Below are 26479 nucleotides of genomic sequence, written 5' to 3' on the forward strand. Positions count from 1 at the left end.
CGGGGACGACCGTCCCCGCCCCCGGGGGTAGGTCACCCGAGGGAGCCGACCAGGTCGCGGCAGGCCTGCTCGCAGCGGCGGCAGGACTCCGCGCAGACGCGGCAGTGCTCGTGCATCTCCGCGTGGCGCGCGCACTCGTCACCGCACGCCTTGCAGGCGGCGGCACAGGCCTCCAGCACCGCGCGGGTGAGGTTCGCGTCGTAGCCGGTGTGCCGCGAGAGCACCCGGCCGGTGGCGTCGCACACGTCGGCGCAGTCGGCGTTGGTGCGGATGCACTTCGTGAGCTCGGCGACCGAGTCCTCGCTCAGGCAGGCGTCGGCGCACGCCGTGCACGCCTGCGCGCACTCGACGCAGGCCTCGATGCAGGCGCGCAGCTTCTCCCGGTCGACCCCGCCGAGGTCCTTCGGGTACGTCTCGAGCATCTGTCCGGCAACGGTCATGGCTGTCCTCTCGTCGTGCTCGGTCCGTGCACGTGTCGGTACCCCGGACGCCCGCCGGGACGCATGACGTCATCGAGCCGTCATCTGCCCAGGTGGGAGCGGCGGCCTCCTCGGGTAGGGCACCGGCCATGCCGCGCACCGACCGGATCGCCGAGCCGTGGGGGAGTCGCACACCGTACGGGCCGGGGGAGACCTGGCCGACGCGGGTGGACTCCTATCTGGCCGATGGGCTGACCGAGGACGACGTGGACCGCTGGGTCCAGACTGCGTCGATCCTGCACTCCAACGGGGACGCCTACGACATGGCGGTCAAGGACGGCCGGATCGTCGGCGTCCGGGGCCGGGCGGTGGACCGGGTCAACCACGGTCGGCTGGGCCCGAAGGACCTGTTCGGCTGGCAGGCCAACAACTCACCGGACCGACTCACCCGTCCCCTGGTCCGGCGGGACGGCGATCTGGTGGAGTGCGACTGGGACACCGCGATGGACGCCGTCGCCGGCCGCTGCCGCGAGCTGCTCGACGAGCGCGGCCCCAGCTCGATCGCCTTCTACACGACCGGGCAGCTGTTCCTGGAGGAGTACTACACGCTGGGGCTGATCGCCCACGGCGGCATCGGCACCAACCACGTCGACGGCAACACCCGGCTGTGCACGGCCACCGCGGCGGCCGCGCTCAAGGAGTCGTTCGCCTCCGACGGGCAGCCGGGGTCCTACACCGACCTCGACTCCGCCGACGTCATCTGCCTGTACGGGCACAACATGGCCGAGACCCAGACGGTGCTGTGGACCCGCGTCCTGGACCGGCTGGCCGGCCCGAACCCGCCGGCGATCGTCTGCGTCGACCCACGCGAGACCCCGGTCGCCCGGGTGGCCACGGTCCACCTCGCGCCACGGCCGGGCACGAACGTGATGCTCATGAACGCGCTGCTGCACGAGATCGTCGCCAACGGTTGGGTCGACTCCGGCTACGTGGCGGCGCACGCCGTCGGCTTCGAGGAGCTCGAGAAGCGGGTGGAGGACTACCCGCCCGAGGTGGCCGCCGAGGTGTGCGACGTCCCGGTGGCGCAGATCCGCGAGGCCGCGCGGCTCATCGGCACCGCGCAGCGGCTGGTGTCCACCGTGCTGCAGGGCTTCTACCAGTCCCACCAGGCCACCGCGGCCGCCGTCCAGGTGAACAACGTGCACATCGTGCGCGGCATGCTCGGCCGCCCCGGCTGCGGCCTGTTGCAGATGAACGGCCAGCCCACCGCGCAGAACACCCGGGAGGCCGGCGCCGACGGCGACCTCCCGGCGTTCCGCAACTGGAGCAACGAGGCGCACGTGGCCGACCTGGCGCGGGTGTGGAACGTCGACCCGATGGACATCCCGCACTACTCACCGCCCACCCACATCATGCAGCAGCTGCGCTACATCGAGGAGGGCTCGATCCGGTTCTTCTACGTCACCTGCACCAATCCCGCGGTCTCCCTGCCGGAGCTGCGGCGGGTGCGCGAGCTGCTGAGCCAGGACCGGCTGTTCCTCGTCGTCCAGGACATCTTCCTGTCCGAGACCGCGCAGCTGGCCGACGTCGTCCTGCCCGCGGCCACGTGGGGCGAGAAGACCGGCACCTTCACCAACGTCGACCGCACCGTGCACCTGTCGGAGAAGGCCGTCGACCCGCCCGGCGAGGCCCGCCCGGACCTGGACATCCTCATCGACTTCGCCCACCGCCTCGGCCTGGAGGACAAGGACGGCGCCCCGCTGGTCAAGTGGACCGACCCGGAGGGCGCGTTCGAGGGCTGGAAGGAGTGCAGCCGCGGGCGGCCGTGCGACTACACCGGCCTGTCCTACGACAAGCTGCGCGGCGGCAGCGGCATCCAGTGGCCGTGCACCGACGAGCACCCCGACGGCACCGAGCGCATCTACGTCGACGGGCAGTTCTGGGCCGAGCCGTCCTACTGCGAGAGCTACGGCCGCGACCTGGTCACCGGCGCGCCGCTGGACGAGACCGAGTACCGGGCGCTGAACCCCACCGGCAAGGCGGTCCTCAAGGCCGCCGAGTACCTGCCGCCCCACGAGCTGCCCAGCGAGCAGTTCCCGTTCCAGCTGATCACCGGCCGGACCCTCTACCACTTCCACACCCGCACCAAGACCGGCCGCGCGCCACAGCTGCAGGCCGCCGCCCCCGAGGTCTGGGTCGAGATGGCCGCCTCCGACGCGGCCGACCGCGGGTGGGGCGAGGGCGACCTGCTCGAGGTCGCCACGCCCCGGGGCCGGGTGCAGGGCCGGCTGCGGATCAGCGGCATCCGGCCGGGTGTGGTGTTCCTGCCGTTCCACTACGGCTACTGGGACGAACCAGGAGGCTCCGAGCCCTCGGGGGAGGGCGGGCGCGCGGCCAACGAGCTCACCCTCACCGACTGGGACGCCTGCTCCAAGCAGCCGGTCTTCAAGACCGCCGCCGCCGCGGTCACCCGGCTCGCCGAGGCCACCGGCCCCGCCCCCGCGCCCACCACCACCGGCTCCCGGCCGGTGGCGAGAGGGGTGCCGGCCACCCGCGGCGGCTCGGATGCCGAGGCCGTCGAGGAGCTGGTCGAGGGAGGTGCGCGGTGAAGCTGCACCTGGCGATCGAGGAGCTGCACCGGTCGGAGAACCACCTGGCACGGGTCCTGCTCGCGATCTCGGACCGGCACAAGGCCGACCACGAGGTCTTCTACGTCGCCCGCGACATCGCCGGCTGGTCGCAGCGGCACGTCACCGAGCTGGCCCGGATCGGCAGCGACCACGGCCTGGACCTGGATCCGGAACCCCGGGGGGAGCCCGGCATCCTCGAGCGGGTCCAGCAGGCGGCCTCGGACCTGTTCGGCCGCCGGCCCGAGCCGGGCCTGCTGCTGCTCGCCGACCTGCGGCACGTGCACCGGGAGGCCGCCGGGGTGTCGCTGGACTGGGAGCTGCTGGCCCAGGCTTCCCAGGGGGCGCGGCAGCGGGAGCTGTTCGAGCTGGCGCGGCGGTGCCACCCCGACACGCTGCGGCAGATGCGCTGGGCCAACGCCAAGCTCAAGGAGTCCGCGACCCAGGCCCTGGTCAGCTGATGGCGGAGCCCGCCACCCGCGTGGTCCTGCGCCCGGTCGCGACCCCGCTCCCGCTGGGTTTCCTGGCCCTGACCCTGGCCACCGTCGTCTTCGCGGCGGTCCAGCTGGGCTGGGTCCCGCCCGACCAGGGGCGCGTCGCCGGGTTGACCGCCCTGGCGGCGACGGTGCCCCTACAACTCACCGCGGCGGTCGTCGGGTTCCTCGCGCGCGACCCGGTGGCGGCCACCGGGATGGGCGTGCTGACCGGCACGTGGGCCGTCGTCGCCCTCACCACACTCACCTCACCCCCGGGTGCCACCAGCGCGGGCCTCGGCGTCCTGCTGGTGACCGCCGGGGTGACCATGCAGGTGCCGGCCGCCGCTGCCGCGGCGAGCAAGCTCGTCCCCGCCGCGGTCATGTGCCTGGCCGGCATCCGGTTCGCCGTCACCGGTGCCGCCCACCTGACCGGGTCAGCGGCCTGGCAGACGGCCGCCGGGTGGGTCGGTCTCGCGCTCGGGGTACTGGCGCTGTACGCGGCGCTGGCGCTGGAACTGGAGGGGAGTGAGGGCCGCACCGTCCTGCCCCTGGGCCGCCGCGGCGCCGGCCGCGCCGCCGTGGCGGGGCAGGGCCCGGTGACCTCCGCCGCGCTGGCCCGGGAGGCGGGCGTCCGTCCGCAGCTCTGACCTCGTTCGGGGCGTGGGAACGGGGGACACGGGTGATGACCTGCACAACTGATCGTGCGCAACCGAACAGTGGAGGCCTCGTGGCCCTGCAGTACCCGACCCAACCCGGCGACATCGACCACCTGATCGCCGATGACCACGCCGTCGTCGAGCGGCAGTTCCAGCACCTCGAGGCCGGCCGCGGCAACCGGCGGGTCCTGGTCGACCAGATCTCCTTCGAGCTGGCGCTGCACGCCTTCGCCGAGGAGGTGGTCCTCTACCCGATCTGGCCCGAGGTCGGCATGACCGACGAGCACGACGACGCCGAGCACGAGCACCAGGAGATCAAGGAGCACCTCGTCGTCCTCGACCGCACCGAGCCGGGTGAGCCGGAGTTCGAGCAGGCGCTGACGGAGCTGATCGAGGTCACCCGCCACCACGTCCACGACGAGGAGGACGAGGAGCTGCCGGAGTTCCGGTCCAAGGCCGGGGCGGAGCGGATGGCCGAGCTCGGCGGGCAGTTCCTCGCCGCCAAGCGGCAGGCGCCGACGCGGCCGCACCCACACGCCCCGGAAGAGGGCGTCGCCGAGCGGCTCGCCGGCATGCTGGCCAAGCCGCTGGACGTGGTCCGCGACCTGCTGTCGGGCAGGGAGCAGGAGCTGGGCACCGACCCGTCGGGCCTGCTGAACCCGCAGGCGCAGGCGATCGTCGACGCGCACTCCTCGCTCGGGCCGTTGCCGTTCGAGATCCTCGAGCCCGACGAGGCCCGCAGGCAGCCCGGCCCCGACGACGCCGTGAAGAGAGTCATGGCGGACCGCGGCATCGAGGGCCCCGAGCCCGTGGGCTCCGTCGAGGACCTCACCGTCCCGGACGCGGCCGCTGGGCAGATGCGGCTGCGGGTCTACAAACCCGCCGACGCCGGGTCCGGCCCGCTGCCGGTCGTCGTGTGGGTCCACGGCGGCGGCTGGGTGCTGTTCGACATCGACACCTACGACGCCTCCTGCAGGGGCGTGTGCACCAAGACCGGCGCGATCGTCGTCAGCCCCGACCCCCGCCGGGCTCCGGAGGCGGTCTTCCCGGCGTCGCACGACGATGTCCTGGCCGCCTACCGGTGGACCGTGCAGCACGCCGCCGAGCTCGGCGGTGACCCCGCCCGGATCGCGATCGGCGGGGAGTCCGTCGGCGGGACCATGGCCCTGGCCACCACGCTGCAGCTGGCGCAGGCCGGGGAGCCGGTGCCGAGCGCAGTGATCGCCGTCTACCCGCTCACCACGGCCGAGCAGTACGGCGAGTCGATGACCGACGCCGCCGACGCCCGGCCGCTGAACCTGCCGCTGCTGTCGTGGATGGCGATGCACGCCTTCCAGGGTGTGCCCGAGGCCGCCACCGACCCCCGCGTCGACCTGCTGGGCTGGACCCCGGACCAGCTGACGCTGATGCCGCCCACGCTCGTCATCACCGACGAGCGCGACGTCCTCCGCAGCCAGGGCCAGGAGTTCGCCCGGAGGCTCGAGGCCGCCGGCGTCCCGACGATGCACCGTCACCACGTCGGTGTCATGCACGAGTTCTTCGGCGCCGCCGCCGTCCTCGACGAGGCGGAGCAGGCCCAGCAGGAGGCAGCGGCGCACCTCACCCGTGCCTTCGCCGGGACCGGCGCGTGACCGCCGACCGGATCGCCACCGATGAGACGCTCGGCGAGCTCGAGGTCGTCCACCTCTTCGACGGGGCGATGCCCACCGGCGTGACCGTCTCGCACACCGGCCGGGTGTTCGTCTGCTACCCGAAGTGGGGCGACGACGTCGGGTTCACGGTGGGGGAGCTCCGGGACGGCGAGGTGGTGGCGTACCCGAGCCAGCAGCAGAACGACAACGTGAGCGACGCCGACCCCGAGCGGTTCGTGTCGGTCCAGAGCGTCGTGGTCGACCCGGCCGACCGGCTGTGGGTCCTGGACACCGGGTCGCCGATGTTCCAGCCCACCGAGCACGGCGGCCCGAAACTCGTCTGCGTCGACCTGACCACCGACACCGTGGTGCGGACGATCCTCTTCCCGACCGACGTGGCGCTGCCGACGACCTACCTCAACGACGTCCGGTTCGACCTGCGTCGCGGTGAGGCCGGGACGGCGTTCATCACCGACTCGTCCGACCAAGGGCCCAACGGCGTCATCGTGGTGGACCTGGCGAGCGGCGAGCCCTGGCGGCGGCTGCACGAGCACCCGTCGACCAAGGCGGTCACCCCGCCCGACCTGCGGATGGTCGTCGAGGGCCAGGAGTTCTGCGAGCGCTCGCCGGACGGCAGCACCTCGCCGGTGCGGATGGGCGCCGACGGCATCGCCATCTCCGCCGACGGCGAGCGGCTCTTCTACTGCCCGCTGGCCGGGCGCCGGTGGTACAGCGTCTCGGTCGACGCGCTGGCCGACCGGTCGCTCGACGACGCCGCGGTCGCCGCGACGGTGGTCGACGAGGGCGACAAGGGCTGCGTCAGCGACGGGCTGGAGATCGACGAAGCCGGTCGCCTCTACGTCACCGACGGCGAGCACGACGCCATCCACCGCCGGCTGCCGGACGGGACGTGGGAGACCGTCGTCCACGACCCGCGACTGCTGTGGCCCGACACCATGTCCGTCGCCGCTGACGGCCACCTGTACGTCACGGCCAACCAGCTCCACCGGCAGGAGAAGTACCGGGGTGGGGAGGACCAGCGTCGCCGGCCCTACGTGCTGCTCCGGACGCCGATCGACGCGGGTCCGGTGCGGCTGCGCTGAGCGGGCCGGGGTAGGACTGCGGGATGCGTCAGCTGCTGGTGGTCGTCAACCGGTCGGCGGGCACCGCCGACGACGACGCGGTGGCCGCGGCCGTGGCCGAGCTGCGCCGGCACGCCGAGGTGGAGGTCGCCGCGACCGGGGACGAGGCCGAGCTCGACGCCGCGGTCGCCGCCCGCGGCGAGCGGCGGCCGGTGGTCGTGGGCGGGGACGGCTCCGTGCACGCGGTGGTGCGTGCGCTCGACCGCGCCGGACAGCTGGACCCGGCCGAGCCGATCGGGCTGGTCCCGCTCGGCACGGGCAACGACCTCGCCCGGGCCCTCCGGCTGCCGCTCGACCCCGTCACGGCCGCCGCTGTGGTGGTCACCGGCGTCCCCCGGCGGCTGGACCTGCTCCGTGACGACGCCGGAGGGCTCGTGCTCAACGCCGTCCACGCCGGGGTCGGGCCACGCGCCTACGCCGCGGCGGCCCGGGTCAAACCCGTGCTGAAACGGGCATCCTTCCCGGTCGGGGCGGTGCTCGCCGGCCTGACGACGACCGGGTGGGACCTCAGGGTCGAGGTCGACGGACACGCCGTCACGGCCCCGGGCTCGCGGGTCCTCGTGGCCGCGGTGTGCAACGGGCCGACGATCGGCGGGGGGCGGCCCCTCGCGCCGGACGCGCGGCCGGACGACGGTCTCGCCGACGTGGTCGTCTGCACGGCGACCGGCCCGCTGGCCCGGGCCGCCTTCGCGCTGGCTCTGCTGCGCGGCCGGCACGTGGAGCGCGACGACGTCGTCGTCGCGCGGGGCCGGGCGGTGACGGTCGCCGGGGGGCCGGTCACGCTCGACGCGGACGGTGAGCTCGGGGACCCGGTCTCGTCCCGGACGTGGCGGGTGCAGTCCGCTGCCTGGTCGGTCCTCACCGCCGGCTGAGCGGCAGCCGGCCGGGTGACAGCCGGTCAGGGCACCGCGTCCCGCTCCTGGTCGGCGTAGGTGTCGAGCAGCTGCCGGGCGTGCTCGCCGGACGGACCCTCCTGCGCCAGCCCGGCGCGGAAGGACCCCAGCTTCGCCTCGCCGGCCGGGAACGGCGGCAGCAGCGGCACGTCGGGGTCCACCAGGACATCCAGGACGACCGGCCGGTCGGCCGACAGCGCCCGCTCCCAGGCCGGCCCGAGCTCCCCGGGGTCGGTCACCCGGATGCCGGTGAGCCCCAGCAGGTCGGCGTAGCCGGCGTAGGGGAAGTCGGGCAGGGACTGGCTCTCGTCGAACCGGGGGTCGCCCTCCATCTCCCGCTGCTCCCAGGTGACCTCGGCGAGGTCGCGGTTGTGCAGCACGCAGACGACGAACCGCGGGTCGGCCCACTGCCGCCAGCGGTGCGCCACGGTGACCAGCTCCGCGTTGCCCAGCATCTGCATCGCGCCGTCGCCGCTGAGTGCCACCACCGGCCGGCCGGGCTCGGCGAGCTTGGCGGCCAGCCCGTAGGGGACCGAGCAGCCCATCGAGGCCAGGGTGCTCGACAGGTGGGCCGGCACGCCCTCGGGCAGCCGCAGGTGCCGGGCGTACCAGCAGGTCACCGACCCGACGTCGACGGCGACCTGCGCGTCGGCGGGCAGCCGCGGGCTGAGCTCGGCCACCACCAGCTCGGGGTTGACCGGCTCGGCCGGGGTCCGCGCCCGCTGCTGGGACAGCTCCCGCCAGGAGCGGACGGCGCCCTCGACCTCGGCCCGCCACGGCGTCTCCCCCCGTTCGTCCAGCAGCGGCAGGAGGGCGCCCAGCGTCTCAGCGGCGTCGCCCAGCAGGGGCACCTCGAGCGGATAGCGGTCGCCCAGGTGCCGGCCGTCGAGGTCGATCTGCACGGCGCGGGCCTGCCCCGGCGGCGGGTAGAACTCCGTCCACGGGTCGTTGGTGCCGACCATCAGCAGGGTGTCGCAGTTCCCGAGCACGACGCCGCTGGCCGTCGTCCCCAGGTGGCCCATGACCCCGGCGGCGAGGGGGTGGGTCTCCTCGACGTGCGGCTTGCCCAGCAGGCTGGTGGCGATCCCGGCGCCGAGCCGCTCCGCCACGGCGAGCACCTCCTCGCGCGCGGTCCGGGCGCCCTGGCCTACGAGCAGCGCCACCCGCTGCCCGGCGTTCAGCACGTCCGCGGCGGCGCGCAGGTCCTCGTCGTGGGGGAGGACGCGCCCCTGCCGCCAGGTCGGCGCGGTCACCACCACGCCGTGCTCCTGGTCGGGCTCCGGGGCCGGCAGCTGCTGCACGTCGTGGGGGAGGACGACGACCGTGGGGGAGCGGGTCGCCAGCGCGGTGCGGAACGCCCGGTCGAGGACGAGCGGCAGCTGCTCGGCCGTCGTCACCGTCTGGGCGTACTGCGCGGCGACGTCCTTCACCAGGCCGAGCAGGTCGATCTCCTGCTGGTACTCCGAGCCCAGGGCCGTGCGCTGCTGCTGGCCCATGAGCGCGACGACGGGGACGCCGTCGAGCTTGGCGTCGTAGAGGCCGGTGAGCAGGTGCACCGCGCCCGGGCCCTGCGTCGACAGGACGACGCCGACCCCGCCGGTGTACTTGGCGTGCCCGACGGCCATGAACGCCGCGGCCTCCTCGTGACGCGCCTGCACGAACTCCGGCTCCCCGGCCCGGCGCAGCGCGCCCATGACGGCGTTGATGCCGTCGCCGGAGTAACCGAAGACCCGGGGCACGCCCCACTGCCGGAGGCGCTCGACGACGACGTCGGCGGCCAGGCGCTCGCTCACGTCGCCGCCTCCCCACGGAGCCGGGAGGGTGCGGAACAGCGAGCAGCGACGGGTCCCATGCGGTGCCCCCTACCCGGACGACCGGCTCCGCACCGCTCGCCGGGGATCCGTCCGGCGCGGCGGGTTTGTCAGCGCCCGTTGCACGGGCAGTGCCGCGCCATGGACGCCGAGGTCACCCTGACGGTCGACGGCGCGCGCCGCCGGCTGACCGTCGACACCAGGACCACGCTCCTGGACGCGCTCCGGGAGCGGCTGGGCAACCCCAGCCCGAAGAAGGGGTGCGACCACGGCCAGTGCGGCGCCTGCACGGTCCTGCTGGACGGCGAGCGGGCGCTCAGCTGCCTGGCACTGGCCGTCGCGCACGACGGCGCGGAGGTCACGACCGCGGACGGGCTGGCCCCGGAGGGGGAGCTGCACCCGGTGCAGCAGGCCTTCCTCGACCGCGACGCCTTCCAGTGCGGCTACTGCACGCCGGGCCAGGTGTGCTCGGCCGTCGGCCTGCTCGACGAGGTCCGGCGCGGCTGGCCCAGCTCCGCGAGCCCGGACCTGACCGCCGACCCGGAGCTGACCCCGGCCGAGGTGGCCGAGCGGATGAGCGGCAACCTGTGCCGCTGCGGCGCCTACGCGAACATCGTCCCGGCGGTGCAGCAGGCGGGCGGGACGAGCGCGTGAAGCCGTTCGCCTACGCCCGCCCGGCCGACGTCGCCGAGGCCGTGCGGACCGTCGCCGCCGAGCCCGCCGCCGTCTTCCTGGGCGGGGGCACCAACCTCGTCGACCACCTCAAGCTCGGGGTCGCCCGCCCCGACCTCGTCGTCGACGTCCGCCGGCTGACCTCCCGGGAGGTCACCGACACCGAGGACGGTGGGCTGCGCGTCGGCGCGGCCGTGACCAACAGCGAGCTCGCCGCCGACCGGCGGGTCCGCGAGCGGTACCCGGTGCTCGCCCAGGCGCTGCTGGCCGGCGCCAACGGGCAGCTGCGCAACCTGGCCACCACCGGGGGCAACCCGCTGCAGCGGACCCGGTGCGTGTACTTCCAGGACGTCACGACCCCGTGCAACAAGCGGGAGCCGGGCAGCGGGTGCTCGGCGGTCGGCGGCTACACCCGCTACCACGCGGTCCTCGGCGTCCCGGCGGCGCTGCCCGACGCCACGGCGCCGGAGACCTGCATCGCCACCCACCCGTCGGACATGGCCGTGGCGCTGGCCGCGCTCGACGCCCGGGTGCACGTGCAGGGCCCGGCCGGCGCGCGCGTCGTCCCGTTCGTCGACCTGCACCGGCTGCCCGGCGACGACCCCTCCCGGGACACGGTGCTCGAGCACGGGGAGCTGGTCACCGCGATCGACCTGCCCCCGCTGCCGCCCGGCGCCGGGTCGGCCTACCGCAAGGTGCGCGACCGCGCCTCCTACGCCTTCGCCCTGGTGTCGGTGGCGGCGGTCGTGGCCGGGGACGACGTCCGCATCGCGCTCGGCGGGGTGGCCCACAAGCCCTGGCGGGCCGGCCGTGCCGAGGAGCTGCTGCGCGGGGGCCCGCTCACCGGGGACGCCGTGCGCGCCGCGATGGAGGCCGAGCTGGCCGCCGCCCAGCCGCAGCCGGGGCTCGACGGCGGCAACGGCTTCAAGATCCCCCTGGTGACCCGCACGGTCGCCGCCACCCTGCGCGACCTCGCACCGGAGGAGCCGGCATGACCGACCTGCTCGAACCGCGGGCCATCGGCCGGGACCTCGTCCGGCGCGACGGCGTCGCCAAGGTGCGGGGGACGGCGACCTACGCCTACGAGACCCCGGTGGAGCGGCCCGCCTACGCGTACCCCGTCCAGGCCACCGTCGCCCGCGGCCGGGTCACCGCGGTGGACACGACCGCCGCCGAGGCGCTCGACGGCGTCCTCGCCGTCCTCACCGTGTCGAATGCCGAGCGGCTGGCCTCCACCGACGACGCCGAGCTCGCCGTCCTGCAGAGCGACGAGGTGCCCTTCCGCGGCCGGCCGGTCGGCCTGGTGGTCGCCGAGACCTCGGAGCTGGCCCGGCAGGCCGCCGACCTGGTCGGGGTCACGTACGCCGAGCAGCCGCACGACAGCGCGCTGTCGGTCGACCGCCCGGACCTGTACGCGCCGGAGAAGGTCAACCCCTCCTTCGAGACCGACACCGCCGAGGGCGACGTCGCCGCGGCGATGGCCTCGGCCGACGTGACGGTCGAGCAGACCTACACGACGGCGATGTACCACAACAACCCGCTCGAGCCGCACGCCACGACCGCGCTGTGGGCCCCGGCCGAGGACGTGCCGCTCACCCTCTGGGACTCCACCCAGGGCGTCCACCCCGCCCGCGCGGCCGTGGCCGGGGTGTTCGGTCTCGAGGAGGAGCGGGTCCGGGTCGTCTGTCCCTACGTCGGGGGCGGGTTCGGCTCCAAGGGGGAGCCGCACGTCCACGTCGTCCTCGCCGCGATGGCGGCGCGCGCGGTGCCGGGCCGGCCGGTCCGGCTCGCGCTGACCAGGCAGCAGATGTTCTCCCTCGCCGGCTACCGGACGCCCACCATCCAGCGGGTCCAGGTGGCCGCTGACCGGAGTGGCCGGCTGTCGGCTATCGCGATCGACGTCGTCGAGCAGACGTCGCGGATCAAGGAGTTCGCCGAACAGACCGGCGTCCCCACCCGGATGATGTACGCCTCGCCCAACCGGAGGACGACGCACCGGCTGGCCGCCCTCGACGTGCCGGTGCCCTCCTGGATGCGCGCGCCGGGGGAGTGCCCGGGCATGTTCGGTCCCGAGGTCGCGCTCGACGAGCTCGCCGAGGCCCTGGGCATGGACCCTATCCTGCTGCGCATCCGCAACGAGCCCGAGGTCGACCCGGAGACGGGCAAGCCGTGGTCGAGCCGGCACCTCGTGGAGTGCCTGCGCGAGGGGGCGCAGCGGTTCGGCTGGGCCGACCGGCCGCCGCCGCGGCACCGGGACGGCGATTGGTTGGTCGGCACCGGCGTGGCGTCGTCGGTCTACCCGACGATGCGGATGGCCGACTCGGTGGCGCTCATCCGCTTCGAAGGTGGCCGCTACGTCGCCGAGATCGGCGCCGCGGACCTCGGCACCGGGACCTGGACGACGCTGCCGCAGATCACCGCGGACGCGCTCGGCGTGCCGGTGGAGGACGTCGACGTGCGCATCGGCGACACCCGCTACCCCAAGGCGTCGGTGGCCGGCGGCTCCTCCGGCATGAACACCTGGGGGTCGGCGGTCGTGGAGGCGGCCCGCACGTTCCGCGACAAGCACGGCCGCGACCCCGCCGACGGCGACGAGGCCGAGAACAGCGTGGACCAGGCCGCCCAGGACGAGGACCACGCTGCCTACGCCTTCGGGGCGCAGTTCGTGGAGGTCCGGGTGCACGTCGACACCGGCGAGCTCCGCGTGCCGCGGCTGTACGGCGTCTTCGCCGCCGGCCGGGTCATCAACCCGCGGACCGCCCGGTCCCAGTTCATCGGCGGGATGACCATGGGGCTGTCCATGGCCCTGCACGAGACCAGTGTCTGGGACCCTCGCATCGGCCAGGTCGCCAACCACGACCTCGCCGAGTACCACGTCGCGGTCAACGCCGACGTCGGCGACGTGCAGGCGCACTGGCTCGACGAGCACGACCCGTACGTCAACGCGATGGGCACCAAGGGCATCGGCGAGATCGGCATCGTCGGCACCGCCGCGGCGGTCGTGAACGCCGTCCACCGCGCCACCGGCGTCCGGGTCCGGCACCTGCCGGTGACCCTCGACGAGTTGCTGCCCGCCCTCCCCTGAGAGGGGACCACCCCAGGGCCTCGAACTCCCAGCGGTGGATCTCGGTGGTGACGCACAGCCGGTCCCCCTCGACTCCCACACGTGCGTCCTGGGTCTGCATGCGCCCGCTGGACGGGAGGGTGCTGATCGCGGCGTGGTCGGGGCCGCTGGACCCGTGTCACCCCCCGGACGCCCCGCGGCCCTCGGCCAGCGCCGCGCGCACCTCGTCGTCGGTGGTGGCGCGGAAGTCGTCGTAGCCCTGGCCGACCGCGGCGAACGAGGACGGAGCCCAGAGACAGACGACCTCGTCCACCTCGCTCGCGATCCGCTGGCAGGCGAACGGTGAGGCGACCGGCACGGCGACGGTGAGCCGGGCGGGAGCCTGCCGGCGGGCGGCGGCGAGGGCGGCGCGCATGGTCGACCCGGTGGCCAGGCCGTCGTCCACCACGACCACCGGCCGCCCGGAGAGGGGGGTGGCCGGCCGGTCCCCCCGATAGGCGGCCTCCCTCCGGCGCAGCTCCGCGATCTCCCGCTCGCGGGCCCGGTCGAAGGCCTCGTCGTCCACGTCGACGCGGCCGAGCACGCGCTCCTCGCGCACCGTCTCGACCTCCTCGCCGATGGCGGCGACCGCACCCATCGCCAGCTCGGGCCGCCACGGCACGCCGAGCTTGCGGACCGTCACGATGTCGAGGGTCGCGCCCAGCGCACGAGCGACCTCCGCGGCGACCACCACCCCGCCGCGGGGCAGGCCGAGCACGACGAGGTCCGGGGCGGCGGAGTCGGCCAGGCGCCCCGCAAGCGCGCGGCCCGCGGCCGTGCGGTCGGCGAAGGGCTTGGTCGAGGAGGCCATGGTGTCCCCCGGCGGGTGGACGTCAGGCGCGCCGTGCGGCGTCGGCCGCGCGCCGCACCAGGTCCTCGTGGACCGACGGGTCGTCGCCGTCCACGACCGGGTAGCCCGCGTCGTCCCAGTGCAGCTCGGTGCCGGGGTTGTGCACGTCCGACCCGTCGGCGAGGAAGAAGTGCGGGGCGACGTCGACGGTCATGCCGGTCCGCTACCCGCTGGTGGGCGCGGCTCACACGGCGGTCGGTCGTCGGCCGGGCGGCACGGACGGGCGCGCGGTGCCCGCTGCCGCTCCGCGTGCGGGTGCCGCCGGGCGGCGGTAGCTTTCCCGCCCCGGAGACCGCCGGTCCGACGAACAGGGGGCAGCAGTGCCCGCACCGCGTTCGATCTGCTTCTACACGCCCTCGACCGACCCGTCGGGGATGGGGGCCCACATGGTGGACCTCCTCGCCGAGTACGCCGGGGCCGCCGAGGTGGCGCTCATGATGCGCCCGACGCCGGGCGGCCGGCGGTTGCTCGACCGCGCGGCCGCGCTCGGTGCCCGCACGGTGGAGCTGCCCTCCCCCCGCGACCCGCGGTTCGCGCGGGTGGTGACCGGCTTCCTCGACGCCCACCGGGTGGACGTCTTCCACTGCCACGTCGGGACCGGCGCCGAGGACTGGGACGGGGTCCGGCTGGCCCACCGCGCCGGGTGCCGGGCGGTGGTGCAGACCCAGCACCTGCCCTACCTGGTGGCCCACCCCCGCAAGCGGCGGGCCTTCCACCGTTCGATCCGGGAGGTCGACCGGCTCATCGCCGTCTCCGAGGGGCTGCGGCGCACCTACCAGCGGATCGGCGTCCCGCCGGAGCGGTTCACCACCGTCGCGAACGGCGTGGCGCCCCTCCGGGACCGGCTCGACCGTGCCACCGCGCGCGCGGCCCTGGGGCTGGACCACGACCGCCCGGTGGTCATGACCGTCGGGCGGCTGACCCACATGAAGGGCCAGTGGCACCTGCTCGACGCGGTGCCCGCCCTGCTGGCGCGCTTCCCCGACCTCGCGGTGGTCCTGGTGGGTGACGGGCCCCTGCGGGAGGCCCTGGAGAAGCGGGCAGCCGGGCTCGGCGCAGGGGAGGCCGTGCGGTTCGCCGGTCACCGCACCGACGCCCGGCAGCTGCTCGCCGCCGCCGACGTCTTCGTGCTCCCGTCGCGGTGCGAGGGGATGCCGCTGGTCGCGCTGGAGGCCATGGAGGCCGGGCTGCCGGTCGTCGCCACCCGCGTCATCGGCAGCGAGGAGGTCGTCGTGGACGGCGTCACGGGGGCGCTGGTCCGGCCGGGCGACCCGGCGGCCCTCGGCGCCGCCCTGGCGCGGCTGCTCGCCGACCCGGACCTGCGCCACCGGCAGGGCGCGGCGGGCCGGCGCCGGCACCGGGCGGCCTTCACCCGCGAGCGGATGGCCCGGGACACCGCGGCGGTCTACGAGGAGGTCCTGATGACAGCCGGGCGCCCCCTCGCCGGGGACCGCACGTGAGCCGGCTGCGGGTCGGGGTCGTCGGCACCGGCTTCATCGCCGGCCGGCACCTGGCCGCGCTCGCCGGCTTCCCCGACGTCGACGTGGTCGCGGTCGCCGACCCCGTCCGCGACCGCGCGGAGGCGGCCGCGGCCCGCGTCGGCGCCCGCTCCCACGCCGACGGGACGGCGCTGCTGGAGACCGAGGAGCTCGACGCCGTGTGGCTGTGCGTGCCGCCGTTCGCGCACGGGCCGCTGGAGGCGGCGGCGCTCGCCCGCGGCCTGCCCTTCTTCGTGGAGAAGCCGCTGGCCCTCGACCTGGCGACCGCTGAGGCCGTCGCGGCCGAGGTCGCCCGGACCGGCCTGACCACGGCCGTGGGGTACCACTGGCGGCACCTCGACGTCGTGCGGCGCGCGGCGGAGCTGGTGCCGGTCGGTGAGGCCGCGCTGGTCACCGGGTCGTGGCTGGACAAGACCCCCGGGGTGCCGTGGTGGGCGCGCCGCGACGGCTCGGGCGGGCAGGTGCTGGAGCAGACGACGCACGTCTTCGACCTGGCGCGGCTGCTCGCCGGCGAGGTCGAGTCGGTCACGGCGCTCGAGCGGCCCGCCGCCGCGCAGGAGGAGGTCGCCACGGCCGCGGTGGCGCTGCTGCGGTTCGCCTCGGGTGCCGTGGGCAGCATCTCCTCGGCGCGGGTCCTCGGCTGGCGGCACGCCGTCGGGCTGGAGCTGGTGGCCGAGGGGCGGGCGGTCGAGGTGTCCGAGCGGAGCCTGGACGACCACGCGCTGCGGGTGGTGACCGCCGACGGGGAGGAGTCCGTCCGCAGCGACCAGGACCCGATCGCCACCGAGGACCGGGAGTTCGTCGACGTCCTGCTCGGCCGGGCGCCTGGCGTCCGGGTGCCCTACGCCGAGGCGCTGCGCACCCACGCGCTGGCGTGGGCGGCCGACCGGGCGGCGCGCGAGGGCGGCTCGGTGTGGCCGGGGTGAGCGGTTGCCGACCGGCCGGCCCGGGCAGGGAGGCCGCGTGACGACGAGGATCGGCCTGGTCGGGGCGGGGTTCATCGCCGGGCGGCACGTCGACGCCCTGGGCGGGATCGAGGGCGTGAGCGTCGCCGGGATCGCCGACCCCCGCACCGACCGGGCGGAGGTGCTGGCCGCCCGGTCGGGCGCGACCGCGTACGCCCGGTGGGAGGACCTGCTCGAGGCCGAGGAGCTCGACGCGCTCTACGTCTGCGTGCCGCCGCACGCGCACGGGCCGGTGGAGGAGGCCGCGGTCGACCGTGGCCTGCCGCTGTTCGTCGAGAAGCCGCTCGCCGCCGACCTCGCAACCGCCGAGCGCCTGGCCGATCGGATCGACGCCGCGGGCCTGCTGACCGCGGTCGGCTACCACTGGCGCCACCTCGACACCCTGGAGCTGGCACAGGAGCTGCTCGCCGGCACCCCCGCTCGCATGGTGCTGGGCGCGTGGCTGGACAAGGCGCCGCGGGTCGACTGGTGGGCCCGGCAGGAAGGCTCCGGCGGGCAGACCGTCGAGCAGGCCACCCACCTGTTCGACGTCGCCCGGGTGCTCGTCGGAGAGGTGGCCGAGGGCTGGGCGACCGGCTCGCGGTCCCCGGACGGACCCGGGGACATCCTCGACGTCTGCACCGCGGCACTGCGGTTCGAGAGCGGCGCGGTCGGCTCCTTCGCCAACAGCTGCCTGCTCCCGCGCGGCTTCCGGATCGGGGTCGAGCTGGTCGCGCCGGGCCTGGGCCTGTTCCTCACCGAGCACCAGCTGGTGGTCAGCGACGCCTCGGGGGAGCGGACGGTGGACCGGGGCGCCGACCCGATCGAGGCCGAGGACCGCGCGTTCGTCGCCGCGGTCCGCGGGGAGGGCGACGACGTCCGGACGCCGTACCGGGAGGCGCTGCGCACCCACCGGCTGGTCACCGCCGTGGCCGGCGCGGCCGCCGATGGCGGGACGGTGCGGCTGTGAGCGGCTCGGTGATCGACCGGCTGCGCCGGGCGGGAGCGAACCGGAGAGCGTTGTGAGCAGCCGCCCGATCCGGTCCATCGGCGTGGTCGCGCCCGGGCAGCCGGCGATCCTGGACGACACCGAGCCCGAGCCCGGTCCCGGCCAGGTGTGGGTGCACACGGAGTGGAGCGGGGTGAGCGCCGGCACCGAGGTGGCGATCGTCCGTGGCACCGACCCGCACCACCTGCTGCACTGGGACCCCGACACCCGCTCGTTCGACGACGGCGGCCCGGCCGCGCCCTACCCGGTCCGCTCACTCGGCTACATGGAGGTCGGGCGGGTCACCGAGAGCCGGACGCCCGCCCTCGCCGAGGGGGCGCTGGTGGCGATGGCCTACGGGCACCGCACCGGCCGCTGTGTCGACCCGGCCACGACGACGGTCGTGCCGGTGCCCGGCGACCTCGACCCGGTCCTCGGCGTGTACCTCGCCCAGATGGGGCCGATCTGCGTCAACGGTCTGCTGCACGCGGCCGCGGCGCTCGCCGGGCCCGGTGCGGACGTCGACGCCGGCGTGCGTGACGGGCACGTGCTGGTCACCGGGGCCGGGGTGATCGGCCTGCTGTCGGCGCTGCTCGCCGTCCGGCACGGGGCCGCGGACGTCGTGGTCGCCGAGCCGTCGCCGGCCCGCCGGGCGGTCGCCGAGGCCCTGGGCCTGGCCACGGTGGACGACGCCGACGCGTCGGCCTGGCGGGCGGTCAAGCAGCGGTGGCGGCACGGCCCCGGGGACGCCGGCGCCGACGTCGCGCTGCAGTGCCGCGGCCACGACGCGGCGCTGGCCACCGCGCTCAAGGCGCTGCGGCCACAGGGCGTCGTCGTCGACCTGGGCTTCTACCAGGCCGGGGCGGAGGCGGTGCGGCTCGGCGAGGAGTTCCACCACAACGGCCTCTCCGTCGTCTGCGCCCAGATCTCCCGGGTGCCCCGTGGCATGGCCGACGCGTGGCCGCGCACCAGGCTGGCCGAGGTCACCCTCGACCTGCTGCGGGCCCGGGGGGAGGAGGTCCGCGGCTGCCTGGTCACCGACGTCCTGCCGTTCGAGGAGGGGCCGGCGCTGCTGGCCGACCTGGCCGGCCGCCGGCTGGCCGCCCCACCGTTGCAGGCGGTGCTGCGCTTCGACGCCCCCTGATCGACGTGCGGGTCCTGCTGGTCGGCAACCACTGGACGCCGGGCCCCGGCGGTGCCGAGACGGTGCTGGCGCTCACCGCGGACCTGCTGCGGGCCGCCGGGCACGAGGTGGTGCCCTTCGCCGTCGCCGAGGCGGCGACCCTGCCCACCCCGGTGCGCGACCTGCTCCCGGCCGCGGCGGGCAGCGGGGCCCGCACCCGCTTCGGCGAGGCGTGGGCCGGCACCTGGTCGCCGCGCGCGTACCGGGCTCTGACGCGGGTGGTGGACGCGGTCCGCCCCGACGTCGCCCACGTCCACCACGTCTTCGAGCGGCTCACCGTCTCGGTGCTCGACGCGCTGCGCCGCCGGGGCGTGCCCACGGTCATGACGCTGCACGACTACAAGCCGGTGTGCCCGAACTACCGGTTGTTCACCGAGGGCGCACCATGCACGCGGTGCCTGTCGGGGCGGTACGTCGAGGTGGTGCGGCACCGCTGCCTGGAGGGTTCCCGCTGGCGGTCGGTCGCCGCGGCCGTCGACGCCCACGCCTCCCGTGCTCGGGGGTTGTACGGGCGGGTCGACGCCCTGATCGCGCCCAGCCGGCACCTGCGCGACCGGGTCGTGGCCGGCGGGCTGCCGGCCGCGCGGGTCGGGGTGCTGCCCAACCCGGTGGTCGCCGCGCCCGCGCCGCGCCCCGTTCCCGACGGACCCCCGGTGGTGCTCTACGCCTCCCGGCTGGTCGCCGAGAAGGGCGTCGACGTGCTGCTGGACGCCGCCGCGCGGCTGCCGGCCGGCGTCCGGCTGCGGCTGCTCGGCTCGGGCCGGATGGAGCGGCAGGTGCGGGCGCGGGTGGACGCCGAGGGGCTGCCGGTCGACGTGCTGGGACCGCAGCCGCCGGAGGGGGTCCGTGCGCACCTGGCGGCGTCGACGGCCGCCGTCCTCCCGGCGCTGTGGGAGGAGAACTGCCCGATGGCGGTCCTGGAGGCCGCGGCGCACGGCGTGCCGGTGGTCGCCTCGGCCATCGGCGGCATCCCCGAGCTGGTCGACGACGGCCGCACCGGCCTGCTCGTCCCGCCCGGCGACGCCGGCGCCCTGGCCGGCGCGCTCACCCGGCTGGTGACGCACCCCGCCGAGGCCGCCGCCATGGGCCGGGCGGGCTGGTCGCGAGTCCGCGAACGGCACGACCCGGCGGCGCACGTGACCGCCCTGCGGCGCGTCTACCGGCGTGTCGTGGGCACGCCGTGACGGACGGACTTGTTCCACAAGCGCCGGAGCGGGATCCTGCGCTCGACGCCGCGGACGCCGGGTTCCCGGGCTGCGCGGCGGCTCCAGGAGAGGGGCCGTCATGGAGTGGGCGTTCGTGAGCGTGCTCGGCTTCCTCGCGGCGACCGGACTGGTCATCGCGCTGGCGAGGAGCAACACCGCCCGCTGGGAGGCGCACCACCGGGCGGCCCAGGCGGCGATCCGGGCCCGGGAGGAGGCGTCGCTGCGGGCCCGGGCGGCCGCCCTGCTGGCGCAGCGGGCGCCCGGCGCCGTGCGGCACCTGCCGCACCCCCACGTGCCGCACCTGCACCTGCCGCACGTGCACCTGCCGGCCCGCATCGTGGAACGGCTGCCGCACCCGCACCTCCCGCGCCTCGACGGGCACCTGCTCCACCTCGACGGTCGGTTCGCGCGCCGGCTGGCCGCGCTCCCCGGGCGGCGGCGGCGCACCGACGGGGAGCCCCCGCGTGCCGACGGCGTGGTGCCCGCGCGGCCCGACGGCGAGGTGGTCGAGCCCGACGGCGAGGGAGTCGGCCGTCCCGACGGCGAGCCCCGGGGCACCGCCGAGGAGACCCCGACCGGGGCGTCGTCCTAGCTGTACTGACCAGAGACGTTGGTCGAGGGCGTGTGACGACACGATCGGACTGATCTTGTTCGGGGAGGACCTCCGGACGTGGAGTGGAGCTGCTGAAGGCGACCACTCACACGACCCGGAGGTCCTCGTGGCCCACGCTAATGCCGCCCTGACTCCGCGCCACCGTCTCAGGCTCGCCCGGGCGATCGTCGACGACGGCTGGCCGATCGCCTACGCCGCGGCGGTGTTCAACGTCTCCTGGCCCACGGCCAAGAAGTGGGCCGGCCGCTACCGGACCGGCGGGCCGACGGCGATGGCCGACCGCAGCTCCCGGCCGCACCGCTGCCCGCGGCGCACGCCGGCACCGGTGGTGCGGCGGATCGTGCACCTGCGCTGGAAGCAGCGGCTGGGCCCGGTCGCGATCGCCGACCGGCTCGGCCTGGCGCCCTCCACGGTGCACGCGGTGCTGGTCCGCTGCCGGATCAACCGGCTCTCCCTACGTCGACCGCGCGACCGGGGAACCGATCCGGCGCTACGAGCACGACACCCCCGGCGCGCTGCTGCACGTCGACGTCAAGAAGCTGGGCAACATCCCCGACGGCGGCGGCTGGCGCTACGTCGGCCGGGCCCAGGGCAAGCGCAGCCGGGCCGCCACTCCGGGCAAACCGCGCACGGCTGTGCACGATCCGAAGCTGGGCACGGCGTTCGTGCACACCGTGCTCGACGATCACAGCCGGGTCGCCTACGCCGAGATCCACGACGACGAGACCGCCGCCACCGCCATCGGCGTGCTGCGCCGGGCGGTGGCCTGGTTCGCCGCCCGCGGCGTCACGGTGCAGCGGGTGCTGTCGGACAACGGCTCGGCCTACCGCGCCCACGCCTGGCGCGACGCCTGCGCCGAGCTCGGGATCAAGCCCAAGCGGACCCGGCCCTACCGGCCCCAGACCAACGGCAAGATCGAACGCTTCCACCGCACCATGGCCGAGGGCTGGGCCTTCGCCCGCATGTTCCTCAGCGAGTCAGCCCGCCGAAAGGCCCTGCCGGCCTGGCTGCACGAGTACAACCATCACCGGCCCCACACCGCGATCGGATGCCACCCGCCGATCACCCGCTTGAGCAACCTCTCCGGGCAGTACACCTAGCACGGATCCCACGGAACCCGGGACCGGGCGTCGGCAGGCAACCGTGGTCGGACCTCGCCCGGTTCGTGGTCTCGACGAGCCCTGAGCCCAGGCGGAGCTGCTAGTAGCGGGCGGCCGGCGCACCCGCCGGGGCGCCCGGGCCGGCCGGGAGCTCCGGGCAGGTCCGCTCGTAGGGGAGTCCGGGGAGGACCTGGTCCCACTCCTCGATCGACATGTTCCGGTTGAGCAGCGAGCACCCCGCGCTGCGCCACGAGGAGAACTGCCAGTTCCACAGCCGCGCCGTACCGTCGAGACTCGCGCTGGCGAGTGAACGGCCGTCGGGACTGAACGCCACGGCGAGGACCTGGTCGGTGTGGCCGGTGAGCACAGGGGGCCGGGGCGTGCCGTCGGCCGACGCCCAGACCCGGATCGACGGGTCACCGGTCGATGCGGCGATGACGTCGCCGTGCGGGCTGAACGCCACGTCGTAGACCTCGCCGGTCGCGCCGAGCAGCGGCTCGCCGAGCCGGCGGTGGGATGCCACGTCCCAGCGCAGCACGGTGCCGTCGGCGCTGGCCGAGGCCAGCTCGGACCCGTCCGGGCTGAACGCGACGCCCCACACCGTCGTCGAGTGGTCCCTGAGCGCCGGGCCGTCCTGCCGGCCGCTCGCCACGTCCCACAGCCGGACCGTTCCGTCGTTGCCGGCCGAGGCGACCGTCGAGCCGTCCCGGTCGAGTGCCACACCGTAGACCTCCGCGGCGTGCCCGGTGAGCTCCACGACCTGTCGTCCGGATACCACGTCCCACACCCGCACCGTGGTGTCGGCACCGGCCGAGACCAGGCGCCCACCGTCCTGGCTGACGTCCACCGCGGTCACCTCTCCCGCGTGTCCCTCCAGGGCGCCCGTCTGCCGACCGGTCTCGGCGTCCCAGAGCCGGACCAGACCGTCCGCACCGGCGGTCGCGAGGAACCGGGGATGCCGTCCGAACGCGACACCGTTGACGGCCGCGGGGTGGGCCAGCTCGGGGACCTCGAGCGGCCGGCCCGAAGCGGCGTCCCACAGCCGGACGGTCGCGTCCGCGCCGGCCGTGGCGAGCCGGCGACCGTCCGGGCTGACGGCCACGTCGTGGACGGCCTCGGTGTGGCCGACGAGCGGATGGCTGACCGTGACGGTCGGGGCCACGTCCCACAGCCGGACGGTGCGGTCCCAACTGGCGCTGGCGACGGTCCGCCCGTCCGCGGAGAAGGCGACGCCCTCGACCTCGTCGGTGTGTCCCCGGAGGTCCGGTCCGAGTGGCCGGCCCGTGTCCACGCTCCGCAGCCGCAGCGCGTCGTCGGCGTCAGCCGTCGCCAGCACGGTGCCGTCCGGGCTGAAGGCCACGTCCCGGACTGGTTGCTCGTAGCCGTCCAGCGGAGGACCCACCGGCTCGCGGGACACGGGGTCCCACAACCGGACGGTCCGGTCCCAGCTCGCCGTGGCCACCCGGCGACCGTCCGGGCTGAACGCGACGCCCTGGACCGCGTCGGCGTGCCCACCGAGCGGAGCGCCGTCGGGGCGCCCGGTGGCGACGTCCCAGAACCGGACCGTGGTGTCGGCGCCCACGGACACCAGGAGACGGCCGTCCGGACCGAAGGCCACGTCATACGCCACGTCCGTGTGCCCCACCAGGGGGTCGCCGCGCTGCTGCCCGTCCACGACGTCCCAGAGCCGCACCGTCCCGTCCGCACCGGCCGACCCCAGCAGAGCACCGTCGGGGCTGAACGCGACTCCCCACACCATGTCGGCGTGCCCCAGCAGCGGTTCGCCGCGCTGCCGCTCCTCGGCGACGTCCCAGAGCCGGACCGTCCCGTCTTCACCGGCGGACGCCAGCAGACGACCGTCGGGGCTGAAGTCCACGGCCAGCACGCGGCCGTCGTGCCCGAGCAGGGGACCGCCGGACAGCGAGCCCGTCGCGAGGTCCCACAGGTGCACCGCCCCGTCGGCGCCGGCGGCGGCGACCAGCCCGCCGGCACGGCTGACCGCGACGTGGTGGACCTGGTCGCCGGGGCCGGTGAGGGTCCTCGACGCGTGCGTGGTCCGGGCGAGGCCGGTGACCAGCCCCTCGGGGGGCTCCGGGCCCTGGTCCCGCGCGAGGCTCATGCTCTGCAGGCCGGCGAGGATCGCCGTGTCCGGCTGACTGTCGACCAGTCTGTTCGACTGGGCAGCCACCTGGCGCGACAGGGCCAGCCGGTTCTTCGCCTGGGCCTGCTGGTTGGCCACCCAGGCGACCGCACCGGCGGCCAGCGCGACGACCAGCAGGACCGCCAGCACGCCCGAGAGGGAACGAAGACGGCGGTTGGACCGTCGGGCGGCAGCCAGTTCGGCCGAGGCGAGCGCACGGCTGGCGTCCAGGAACTGCCGTTCGGCGGGACCCACGTCGTCCGGGTGCTGCGCCGCCCACCGGTCGAAGGCGGCCAGCCGGGTGCCGTGGACCAGGAAGGACTCGTCACGTCGGGCGTGCTCCCAGTCGGCGGTCAGCCGTTCGAGCTCGGAGCGCAGGCGCAGCCACGAGCGGGCGTCCTCGATGGCCTCCCGCAGCGGTGGCCACTGCCTCAGCAACGCCTCGTGCGCCACCTCCACCCAGTCCTCGTCGGTGGTCAGCAGCCGGGCGTCGACGAAGCCGTCGACGACCATCTGCTCATCCCGGGTGAACGCGCTGCGGCGTACGTGCCGTCGGGACGGCTCGGACTCGCCCTCGACGTTCGCCAGCCTGAGCAGCGTCGGCAGCACCAGCCCGCCCCTGCCACGGCGGTCCAGCTCGTCGGCCAGGCGGTCGGCGCGGTTGCGCAGAGCGCCCACCACACCGCCCAGGGCCTCGTAGTCCTCGATCGTCACCCGTCGGGTGCTCGCGTCCATCCCCTGGTACAGCTCGCTGAGGGTGTAGGCCAGCAAGGGGAGGGCATCGCCGCCCGAGGTCTCCTCGACCATGCGCTGGACCAGCCCCGGGCTGAACTCGATGCCCGCCCGCTCAGCAGGCCGCTCGATCACCTCCGGCAGTCGCGACCGACTCAGCGGCTCCACCACCAGGGAGTCGTCCATGGCGTCGGCCAGGCCCGCCCGGTCCGGCGCGGTCGACAGGAACTCCGACCGCACCGTGGCCACGACCCACAGCGGGCTGTCCTCACCCCGGGCACCCTCGAGCAGGCTCAGGAAGGCCTGCTGCTCACGCGCTCCGCTCCGGGTGACCAGTTCCTCGGCCTGGTCGACCACCACGAGCACCGCCACCGGGTCGTCGCCGGACCCGCCGGCCAGGTCCACGGTGAGCTCCCGCAGACAGGCGGGCCCGCGACGCAGGCACGCCTCCACCTCGTCCGGTGCGCGGGAGCGACCCCGAGCGGTGAAGGCCGCCTCCAGGCTCCGGGCCAGGTTCCGTGTCGGCTGCCGGCCGGGCCGCAGGGGTGGGACCACCACCCACCGGGTGGGGAGCCGCTCCAACCGGGGCAGCAGCCCGGCTCGCAGCAGGGAGGACTTGCCGCTCCCGGACGGCCCGACGATGCCGATGAACCGGCCCGGGCCGTGTTGCAGGGTCGGTTGGAGCAACTCCGTGAGGCGGGCCACCTCGCGGTCGCGACCGAAGAACACCGCCGCGTCCTCGGCGCTGAAGGGCTCCAGGCCGGGGAACGGCCGCCGCATCGGGTCCCACGCGAAGGAGGCCGAGGGATCGAGCCCGGCCCGCCGCAGTCCCTGGAGCAGCGCGGCGTAGCCCCCGTCGTCCCAGTCGACCCACTGCACGTCCCGGAGCAGCGGCAGCCGGGGCCCGCCGGGGAGGCGGACCGGGAAGACCGGCTTGCCGAGCGACCGGGCGAGTGTGAGCTCGGCGAAGCACCACGAGGACGCGACCGAGCTCTCACTCGCCAGGAAGACGACCGCGTCGGTCCGCCGCAACCGGGCGTACAGCTCCTGTTCCCAGTTGCGTCCGGCCGGGATCCCGTCGGCAGGGTCGAAGTCCAGGAACAGCCCGGAGACGCCGTCGGCGCGCAACCGCTCGCACAGCTGCTCGACCGCGGCCCGGTCGCGGCTGCTGTGGCTCAGGAAGAGCGCGGTCATCCGATCGTCGCGCCACCCGTCCCGGTCCGGGGCGGCAGGTCACTCCTGGATGGCGACGCAGGGCCGGCAGGGGAGCGCGTACTCCACCGCCGACTGCACCGTCCCGTCGACCACGGGGTTCACGTACGCGAAGTCCTGGAGCGTGAACTCCCGCCCCCTGTCGTCCTCGCAGGCGAAGTCCCTCGGGAGCCTGCTCGTGCCGCCCGTGTGGTCGCAGGTGAACTCGGCGGGACTCCGCACCCTGGTCCTCTCCTGGTCGGCGGTGGAGCTCGCGGCGAGGAGGGGTTCCGCGGCGCCGGTCGCCGACCCGGTGAGCCGCGCGCTGAAACCCGCGGCCGGGTCGGCGCAGTCGTAGTCGGCATCCGGTGTGCCGGCCTCCTCGAACTCGATCAACCGGCAGGTGAAGGAGTCGGTCGCACCGGGGACCGGACGTCCGGGATCGACGATCGAGAACGCCCTCGACCTGTTGTGGATGGCGAGGGCCGCATCCGCGACGACGACCGGCCAGACGAGAGCCGCGACGAGACCGAGTCCGACGAGGCGGGACCTGCGTCCGGGGGTGGACCGCTGTCTGTGGGCCATCACACCGCTCCTCTCACTG

The 26479-nt window shown here is 75.3% G+C and carries 21 protein-coding genes and 1 pseudogene; 16 read left to right on the forward strand and 6 right to left on the reverse strand.

Going from position 1 to position 26479, the window contains the following annotated elements:
* Window positions 1-32: 32 nt before the first annotated feature.
* Entirely contained in the window at window positions 33-440 is a 408-nt protein-coding gene (locus ACI79I_RS15150; protein WP_456993139.1) for a four-helix bundle copper-binding protein, read from the reverse strand.
* Between the two features lie 128 nt (window positions 441-568).
* Between ACI79I_RS15150 and ACI79I_RS15155 the strand changes: the two genes are divergently transcribed.
* The 6 genes from ACI79I_RS15155 to ACI79I_RS15180 all read left to right on the forward strand — a co-directional run bounded on the left by ACI79I_RS15155 (window position 569) and on the right by ACI79I_RS15180 (window position 7823).
* The gene (locus ACI79I_RS15155) at window positions 569-3028 is read left to right on the forward strand and encodes a molybdopterin oxidoreductase family protein (RefSeq protein ID WP_456993140.1); all 2460 of its coding nucleotides are present in this window, start codon (window positions 569-571) and stop codon (window positions 3026-3028) included.
* A complete protein-coding gene (locus ACI79I_RS15160; RefSeq protein ID WP_456993141.1) occupies window positions 3025-3507 on the forward strand; it encodes a hypothetical protein in 483 nt (160 codons plus the stop codon). The genes ACI79I_RS15155 and ACI79I_RS15160 overlap by 4 nt, the downstream gene beginning before the upstream one ends.
* Window positions 3507-4169, forward strand: a complete 663-nt coding sequence (locus tag ACI79I_RS15165; RefSeq protein WP_456993142.1) for a hypothetical protein — start codon at window positions 3507-3509, stop codon at window positions 4167-4169. Before ACI79I_RS15160 ends, ACI79I_RS15165 begins: the two co-directional genes overlap by 1 nt.
* 80 nt (window positions 4170-4249) lie before the next feature.
* The gene (locus ACI79I_RS15170; RefSeq protein ID WP_456993143.1) at window positions 4250-5809 is read left to right on the forward strand and encodes an alpha/beta hydrolase fold domain-containing protein; all 1560 of its coding nucleotides are present in this window, start codon (window positions 4250-4252) and stop codon (window positions 5807-5809) included.
* Complete coding sequence (locus ACI79I_RS15175; protein ID WP_456993144.1) at window positions 5806-6912, forward strand: L-dopachrome tautomerase-related protein; 1107 nt, start codon at window positions 5806-5808, stop codon at window positions 6910-6912. The genes ACI79I_RS15170 and ACI79I_RS15175 overlap by 4 nt, the downstream gene beginning before the upstream one ends.
* A 23-nt stretch (window positions 6913-6935) precedes the next feature.
* Window positions 6936-7823 (forward strand): diacylglycerol/lipid kinase family protein, encoded by an 888-nt coding sequence (locus tag ACI79I_RS15180; protein ID WP_456993145.1) that lies wholly within the window; start codon window positions 6936-6938, stop codon window positions 7821-7823.
* Between the two features lie 26 nt (window positions 7824-7849).
* On the opposite strand, the gene ACI79I_RS15185 is transcribed toward ACI79I_RS15180, so the two are convergent.
* The gene (locus ACI79I_RS15185) at window positions 7850-9637 is read right to left on the reverse strand and encodes a thiamine pyrophosphate-requiring protein (RefSeq protein WP_456993146.1); all 1788 of its coding nucleotides are present in this window, start codon (window positions 9635-9637) and stop codon (window positions 7850-7852) included.
* Window positions 9638-9796: 159 nt separating this feature from the next.
* Here ACI79I_RS15185 and ACI79I_RS15190 point away from each other — a divergent pair, with 159 nt between their 5' ends.
* The 3 genes from ACI79I_RS15190 to ACI79I_RS15200 are packed head-to-tail and all read left to right on the forward strand — an operon-like array spanning window position 9797 to window position 13412.
* Window positions 9797-10309, forward strand: coding sequence for a 2Fe-2S iron-sulfur cluster-binding protein (locus tag ACI79I_RS15190; protein ID WP_456993147.1), 513 nt, complete (start codon window positions 9797-9799; stop codon window positions 10307-10309).
* Window positions 10306-11322, forward strand: a complete 1017-nt coding sequence (locus ACI79I_RS15195) for an FAD binding domain-containing protein (RefSeq protein ID WP_456993148.1) — start codon at window positions 10306-10308, stop codon at window positions 11320-11322. Before ACI79I_RS15190 ends, ACI79I_RS15195 begins: the two co-directional genes overlap by 4 nt.
* Window positions 11319-13412, forward strand: coding sequence for a xanthine dehydrogenase family protein molybdopterin-binding subunit (locus tag ACI79I_RS15200; protein ID WP_456993149.1), 2094 nt, complete (start codon window positions 11319-11321; stop codon window positions 13410-13412). Before ACI79I_RS15195 ends, ACI79I_RS15200 begins: the two co-directional genes overlap by 4 nt.
* 157 nt (window positions 13413-13569) lie before the next feature.
* Here ACI79I_RS15200 and ACI79I_RS15205 read toward each other — a convergent pair whose 3' ends face one another.
* Window positions 13570-14241, reverse strand: coding sequence for a phosphoribosyltransferase (locus tag ACI79I_RS15205; protein ID WP_456993150.1), 672 nt, complete (start codon window positions 14239-14241; stop codon window positions 13570-13572).
* Window positions 14242-14263: 22 nt separating this feature from the next.
* Entirely contained in the window at window positions 14264-14434 is a 171-nt protein-coding gene (locus tag ACI79I_RS15210) for a hypothetical protein (RefSeq protein ID WP_456993151.1), read from the reverse strand.
* A gap of 166 nt (window positions 14435-14600) precedes the next feature.
* On the opposite strand from ACI79I_RS15210, the gene ACI79I_RS15215 reads away from it, so the two are divergent.
* The 7 genes and pseudogenes from ACI79I_RS15215 (at window position 14601) to ACI79I_RS15245 (ending at window position 21812) form a co-directional block, all read left to right on the forward strand.
* Window positions 14601-15740 carry a glycosyltransferase gene (locus ACI79I_RS15215; protein ID WP_456993152.1) on the forward strand — a complete coding sequence of 380 codons (1140 nt, stop codon included), beginning with the start codon at window positions 14601-14603 and terminating at the stop codon, window positions 15738-15740.
* Window positions 15737-16705 (forward strand): Gfo/Idh/MocA family protein, encoded by a 969-nt coding sequence (locus ACI79I_RS15220; protein ID WP_456993153.1) that lies wholly within the window; start codon window positions 15737-15739, stop codon window positions 16703-16705. The genes ACI79I_RS15215 and ACI79I_RS15220 overlap by 4 nt, the downstream gene beginning before the upstream one ends.
* Before the next feature lie 37 nt (window positions 16706-16742).
* On the forward strand, window positions 16743-17693 hold the full coding sequence (locus ACI79I_RS15225) for a Gfo/Idh/MocA family protein (protein ID WP_456993154.1): 951 nt from the start codon (window positions 16743-16745) through the stop codon (window positions 17691-17693).
* 52 nt (window positions 17694-17745) lie between these two features.
* Window positions 17746-18855: a zinc-dependent alcohol dehydrogenase gene (locus tag ACI79I_RS15230; protein ID WP_456993155.1), complete on the forward strand. Its 1110-nt coding sequence runs from the start codon at window positions 17746-17748 to the stop codon at window positions 18853-18855.
* Window positions 18856-18860: 5 nt separating this feature from the next.
* Window positions 18861-20078, forward strand: a complete 1218-nt coding sequence (locus ACI79I_RS15235; protein WP_456993156.1) for a glycosyltransferase family 4 protein — start codon at window positions 18861-18863, stop codon at window positions 20076-20078.
* 100 nt (window positions 20079-20178) lie between these two features.
* Entirely contained in the window at window positions 20179-20691 is a 513-nt protein-coding gene (locus ACI79I_RS15240) for a hypothetical protein (protein ID WP_456993157.1), read from the forward strand.
* 127 nt (window positions 20692-20818) lie between these two features.
* Window positions 20819-21812 (forward strand): annotated as a pseudogene (locus ACI79I_RS15245) (IS481 family transposase).
* Between the two features lie 100 nt (window positions 21813-21912).
* Here the strand turns inward: ACI79I_RS15245 and ACI79I_RS15250 are convergent.
* On the reverse strand, window positions 21913-25878 hold the full coding sequence (locus ACI79I_RS15250) for an nSTAND1 domain-containing NTPase (RefSeq protein WP_456993158.1): 3966 nt from the start codon (window positions 25876-25878) through the stop codon (window positions 21913-21915).
* A gap of 39 nt (window positions 25879-25917) precedes the next feature.
* Window positions 25918-26460, reverse strand: coding sequence for a hypothetical protein (locus ACI79I_RS15255; protein ID WP_456993159.1), 543 nt, complete (start codon window positions 26458-26460; stop codon window positions 25918-25920).
* Window positions 26461-26479: the final 19 nt, after the last annotated feature.

This window comes from Geodermatophilus sp. SYSU D01105 (genome assembly GCF_054050095.1).

Excerpts from the sequence above, each read along its gene's own strand:
- ACI79I_RS15155 (WP_456993140.1), top strand. The coding sequence starts at position 569 with ATGCCGCGCACCGACCGGATCGCCGAGCCGTGGGGGAGTCGCACACCG.
- ACI79I_RS15180 (WP_456993145.1), top strand. The coding sequence starts at position 6,936 with ATGCGTCAGCTGCTGGTGGTCGTCAACCGGTCGGCGGGCACCGCCGAC.
- ACI79I_RS15240 (WP_456993157.1), top strand. The coding sequence starts at position 20,179 with ATGGAGTGGGCGTTCGTGAGCGTGCTCGGCTTCCTCGCGGCGACCGGA.
- ACI79I_RS15200 (WP_456993149.1), top strand. The coding sequence starts at position 11,319 with ATGACCGACCTGCTCGAACCGCGGGCCATCGGCCGGGACCTCGTCCGG.
- ACI79I_RS15150 (WP_456993139.1), bottom strand. The coding sequence starts at position 440 with ATGACCGTTGCCGGACAGATGCTCGAGACGTACCCGAAGGACCTCGGC.
- ACI79I_RS15190 (WP_456993147.1), top strand. The coding sequence starts at position 9,797 with ATGGACGCCGAGGTCACCCTGACGGTCGACGGCGCGCGCCGCCGGCTG.
- ACI79I_RS15210 (WP_456993151.1), bottom strand. The coding sequence starts at position 14,434 with ATGACCGTCGACGTCGCCCCGCACTTCTTCCTCGCCGACGGGTCGGAC.
- ACI79I_RS15165 (WP_456993142.1), top strand. The coding sequence starts at position 3,507 with ATGGCGGAGCCCGCCACCCGCGTGGTCCTGCGCCCGGTCGCGACCCCG.
- ACI79I_RS15250 (WP_456993158.1), bottom strand. The coding sequence starts at position 25,878 with ATGACCGCGCTCTTCCTGAGCCACAGCAGCCGCGACCGGGCCGCGGTC.
- ACI79I_RS15205 (WP_456993150.1), bottom strand. The coding sequence starts at position 14,241 with ATGGCCTCCTCGACCAAGCCCTTCGCCGACCGCACGGCCGCGGGCCGC.
- ACI79I_RS15255 (WP_456993159.1), bottom strand. The coding sequence starts at position 26,460 with ATGGCCCACAGACAGCGGTCCACCCCCGGACGCAGGTCCCGCCTCGTC.